We start from the raw sequence: 5,506 nt of genomic DNA, 5'->3' as shown, positions 1-5,506 counted from the left end.
CAACTATTTTTTCTCGAAGATCGACAGAGTATGACTTCATTTAAAAGTATTTATATTTTAATCTAGTGTACCTCATAATAGACGCAAGTGCTGTAACCTTAACTGTGTCATGCCAGTAAGGTGCGTTAACAGAGTGTAACGCACCTATTTTTATACCTTAAAAACAATTGTTCCTAGTAGGCCACGGCGTAAATAGAGCAACCTTTTAATAACAAAAAATTAGTAAGTGCCCAATCCAAAATTTAATGCATGTTTCTCCCTTGCGCGTCTGGTAGAGTTACCCCCGAATTAGAACGCGAGAATAATTCTATTATCCAAAATCCTTGCATTAATTAACTTTTCAAGTGACTTGATTGCTGGGGTCAATCTAAAATCTAAAATCGTTCGACTGAGCGACTTGCCTTGAGCGACTTGTGCCGAGTTTAGCCTGAGCATCTCGGCTACTTCGGCTGCGCTCAGTACAAGTCCGCTCGATGGAGCCGGCGTCGTAAAGCCTGCGGCATAGCTACGCTTAGGGCGTAGCCTCTCCAAGAGTTGGGCGAAGCCCAGGTAAGCCGAAAGGAGCCGAAGTCCAAAATCCAAAATTGCTTGACTAGATATTTGCCTGCTGCCGTTGATATAGTGACCAGTACAAACCCTTTTGTTGCAACAACTGAGAGTGAGTACCACGTTCGGCAATCACGCCTTGCTCTAATACCAAAATCAAATCAGCACGTTTGAGGGGGGCAAAACGGTGAGCAATGAGGAACACGGTACGATTAGCGGAAATTTTTTGTAGGTTATGCAGTACCAGCTGTTCAGTTTCACTATCTAAAGCGCTGGTAGCTTCATCCAAAACTAAAATCGGTGCTTGGGAAAGAAATAGCCTTGCTAGGGCAATACGTTGTCTCTGTCCGCCAGATAAAGCTGTACCGCGTTCACCAACATTGGTTTCGTAACCGTAGGGTAATTGACTGATAAAGTCGTGGGCCACTGCTAATCTTGCCGCCTCTACTACTTTCTCTGCGGTAATGTCAGGACTACCGAGAGTGATATTTTCCAAAATGGAACCGTTGAATAAAAAGTCTTCTTGGAGAACTACACTAACTTGTTGCCGCAGTGAGGCTAAATCGGCACTTTTAATATCAAAACCATCAATAAGGATGCGTCCTGATTCAATTTGATAGAGGCGTTGCAATAGCTTAGACACCGTACTTTTACCAGAACCGCTGCGTCCAACAATGCCAACAAATTGCCCTGGTTCGACATTGAAAGATATTCCCCGCAGAATTGCTTCAAAGTTTGGCCGGTAGCGGAAAAATACTTGCTCAAAGGTGACTTGACCTTTCAGGGATGGTAAAACTAGGCCAGTTCCCAGTTCAGCTTCTGGAGAGACGTTAAGAATATCACCAATGCGATCTACAGAAAGTAGCACTTGTTGGAGATTTTGCCACAACTGTACTAAGCGCAAAAGTGGTCCTGTGACTCTGCCAGACAGCATTTGAAAGGCAACTAGCTGTCCGATTGTGAGCTTTTGTTCGATGACTAACTTGGCTCCAAACCAGAGAATCAGCATGGTGGAAAAATTGGTGAGAAAGTCACCAATGTTGCTGCTGATATTGGAGGTGGTAGAAGCTTTAAAACCTGTGCGAATGAAGCGAGCAAACAAGCCTTCCCAGCGATCGCGGGCGACTGGTTCTGCTGCATGGGCTTTAACGGAGTGAATTCCTGTGATTGTCTCTACTAGAAACGATTGACTATCGGCACTGCGGTTAAAAGTTTCGTTGAGCCAGTTACGCAGAATTGGTGTTGCAACTATCGTCAATGTGGCAAATAGTGGTAGTACTGCTAAGGCGACAAAGGTGAGTGGAACATTATAGTAAAACATCAATGCCAGGTACACCACAGCAAAGATGCTATCTAAAATTACAGTTAATGCTGTACCGGTAAGAAACTGACGAATTTGTTCGAGTTCTTGGACTCGTGCTATTGTGTCTCCGACGCGCCGCGATTCAAAATAAGCTAAAGGCAGACGCATTAGGTGGCGAAATAGCTGTGCTGATAAACTCAAATCCAGACGACGGGCTGTATGAGTAAAGATGAATAGCCGCAGAATACCAAGTATGGACTCAAATATGGCTACGAACAAAAGTGCGATCGCCATCACATCGAGAGTCGGCAAACTCCCCTGCACCATCACTTTATCAATGACAACTTGCGTAATTAGTGGTGTTGTTAACCCCAAAAGCTGCAAGGTAAAAGATGCTAACAATACTTCTGTTAGCAATCCCTTATACTTCCAAACTGCTGGGGTGAACCAACTGAGGTTAAATTTTTCTTGCTGAGATATTAGTTCTACTTGCCACAATTGTCCATCCCAAGACGCCTCAACTATCGACTGCGGCAAGCTTTCGCAAATCCGATCGGGATTTAGAGGGTTAGCGATAATTAAACGATCGCTCTTAACTCCATAGGCTACCACCCAAGATGGACTCTGGGGTGAGTCAGAATTCCACAGCAGTAAGGCTGGAAATGACAGCTGTCGCAACTCACCCCAATTCACTTGTAACCGCCGCACGACTAACCCTAACTTTTCTGCTGCTTCTACAACCTGTTTTGGGCGTTGTCCTCTGAGTTGGCGCTGCACCCATTCCAGTTGCACAGAATTTTCTAACTGTTGCGCCACCATTGTTAAACAAGCAGCAGCGGTGTTCCAGCTGGCAACAAACGGATAATTTGAGACGATTAGATTGGCGGGTGGGAGTCCTCTTTGGGGTTGGAGGCTGTGGGGGCTGGAAGTTCCCACCGAGGCTGGCGCTAGTGAACGAGTCGAAGAGAAGGAAAATGTCTCCTTTTCTCTCTCCATGCCCACTGGTAATACTTGCCAGAACTCCTGAATTTGTGGGTTAGAAAATTCTGCCCACAACGCTGTATCCCAATACACTACTACCACTTCTTTACTAGCAGCTACAGCTTTAAAATCCCCAGACAGCTTTTGTAAGTCACCAAACCAATCCCCTACATCTAGGGCGGCTATTGGTTTACCAACGCCCTCTTGAGACAGCGCCTTGGGCAGCTTTGCCGACTTGTCGCGACTGTCGTCTCGCAAGCGAACTTTTCCAGCCACAATTAAGAATTGGTAACCGCCGACATCGTTTGACCAGATTTTTTCTCCAAGACGATACTGACGGGTTTGGGACTCATTTTCCAATCGGGATTGTTGTTCGGGAGTCAGCCAGCATAGCGGTGGCTGATTCCGAGGCAAAGAAGCTAGCACTTTTAATCGTAAAGATTCATTATCCAGAATATTTAACTCACTTGTAATTTGACTGTCAGTTTTTGAATTTTCTCTGCTAGCCATTTCTCAAATAACTCATTTTGTAGTGCAAGATTTAGTTGAGTATCTTCTAAAGACGCTGGCAGAAATTGTTCTACTCGAAACAAACCATAAGGTCCTTCTCCTGGGGGAGAGTCTTTGCCAACGATTTCTATTGGTCCTACTAATTGTCCAGGACTCGCCACATCAATAGCTGCCCGTAATATATCCGGCATACTTCCTCGGCTGACTATTCCCATCATGCCGTTCACAATTCGGTCATCTGAAAGTGAATACTCTTTGGCTAGTTGCTCAAAGCTACCTCCTTCTTCAATTTGGGTTTGTAGTTCGTCTGCCAGTTCTTGATTATCAACAACGATCCGGGAAAGCACTACCCGATCCAAAAAAATTTTGCGTTCAATAAAATATTCTTGGAGTTTTGGTTGGGTCACTACAGCTTTTAGCTTTTCTAACTTGTAACCAAAAGCAACCGATGTGTGAAAGGTAGCGTAATCTGTGTTATTAGTCTTTAACCATTCTTGAAAACTTTGGGGGTCAGTCAATTGATTTTTCAGCCTAAAGTCAATAATTGCCTGTTCAGTTATTGCTGTACCAATCTCAACATCGTCTCGGGTTCGGATTTCTTCTTCAATTACGTACTGGCGAAGAATATCCCCAATGAAGTGTCCCAATTTTCCAGAGGTTTGCAGGTACTTTATTGCTTCCTCAAGAGAAATTATTTGGTCATTGATTGTCAAAAATGATAAAGGTTCCATGAATTAATTATGTTAATATGGTTAAACACTTATAGAACTTTTAAATTAAATCATATAGAACATATATAAATTATCTTGTCATTAATGGATCAATATGATAAATATTCCATGAATTAATTACATCTAAATGGTCAAAAAATTATATACCTAGTAAATAAAATAATTTCCCATGATTCCTTTTACGGTCTAGTGGGGACAAAACAGGATTGAAAATATCAGTTGTAAAGCAAAGCAAGTTGTGTAACCAAATCTTTATAGATTTAGAGAAATGCTCAGGTAGGCGAAAATAAAACAAAATATATTAATAATTGTTTCTTGCCAGTTTTTTATCCTAGTTGCTAAAAGTCAAGCCACTACGTTGCTCAGGTGACCAAAGTTGTCGCAAGTGGTGTAAAAAACCTATACTATACCCGATATTAACGAGTAATTATTTATTCTTACCGAGCTACTTAATGATGCTGATCCATGTCCAGGCAAGTAGCACAGCCGCGATCGCACCGATTAAAGTATTAAAAATATTAACTACTTCATTGGTCAGCCAAGTATATTTAGATTGGAGTGTTGCCCCAATCACACTTTCTAAGTTGGTGGCAATAAATGCTGCCAGTACACACCAAGCTACTCCCAATAGATCAATTAAACCAACTCCCCAACCAACAAATGCGATCGCTACAGAAGCCACAATACCAGCTAAAGTTCCTTCCAAACTTACCGCCCCTTCGGTACCGCGAGGTACTGGTTGGAGTGTGGTAATTAGAAAGGTGCTTTTACCATACGCTTTACCGACTTCGCTAGCAGTAGTGTCAGCCAGCTTGGTACTGAAACTCGCTACATAGCCTAACAAAAGTAGGGACTGGAGATTGGGGACTAGAAATTGGGCACTAGGTACGATAAATCCCGAATTTATTATCCCTACTCCCAAAGCACACAGCGCCCCAGTCAAAGCCGAACCCCAGACATTTTCTGGGCCTCTTGCCCCAGAACGCTTTTCGGCAATTCCTTCAGCCTCCTTCTGCGCCATACCAATGCGGGTGACCCCAGAACCAACCAGAAAATAGAACATTACTACTGCATATCCTTGCCAGCCTAAAGTTACCCAAATTAAAATGGCTAGAAACCAAGCGTGCAATAACCCTGCTGGAGTAAGCAGCTTTTTCGGCACAATCCAAGCTAAACCCACTAGAATTGTGTTTAATCCTACCGCCACCAACCAGGGATTAACAGAATCAATTAAGGATGACATCAGCAATTAATCATGAGTAGTTTTGTCTGAATATCAACAGAATAACGAATTTATCACCCTTAATGCTTAATTTTTGACACCTCCCCAATTTAAATAATATGGTAACTGCCCAGGTAGGAATGTCAGGAATATTCCCATGAGGGAAGAAAGATGGTAGTGTTCAAGCATGAATCCAGAAGAAAAAGATCAAAA

At 42.9% G+C, this 5,506-nt stretch carries 3 protein-coding genes; all 3 read right to left on the bottom strand.

What is annotated here, in order from left to right; translation table 11 throughout:
- Window positions 1–592: 592 nt before the first annotated feature.
- The 3 genes from V7K21_RS04300 to V7K21_RS04290 all read right to left on the bottom strand — a co-directional run bounded on the left by V7K21_RS04300 (window position 593) and on the right by V7K21_RS04290 (window position 5,314).
- The gene (locus tag V7K21_RS04300) at window positions 593–3,340 is read right to left on the bottom strand and encodes a peptidase domain-containing ABC transporter (RefSeq protein WP_335171858.1); all 2,748 of its coding nucleotides are present in this window, start codon (window positions 3,338–3,340) and stop codon (window positions 593–595) included.
- Window positions 3,289–4,071 (bottom strand): peptidylprolyl isomerase, encoded by a 783-nt coding sequence (locus V7K21_RS04295; protein WP_335171856.1) that lies wholly within the window; start codon window positions 4,069–4,071, stop codon window positions 3,289–3,291. Before V7K21_RS04295 ends, V7K21_RS04300 begins: the two co-directional genes overlap by 52 nt.
- A gap of 445 nt (window positions 4,072–4,516) precedes the next feature.
- Entirely contained in the window at window positions 4,517–5,314 is a 798-nt protein-coding gene (locus V7K21_RS04290; RefSeq protein ID WP_335171853.1) for a TIGR00297 family protein, read from the bottom strand.
- Window positions 5,315–5,506 lie beyond the last annotated feature (192 nt).

This window comes from Nostoc sp., assembly GCF_036919595.1.
GTDB lineage: Bacteria > Cyanobacteriota > Cyanobacteriia > Cyanobacteriales > Nostocaceae > Nostoc.
Note: the sequence above shows the minus strand (reverse complement) of the source record. Positions and strands in the feature narration are given on the sequence as shown.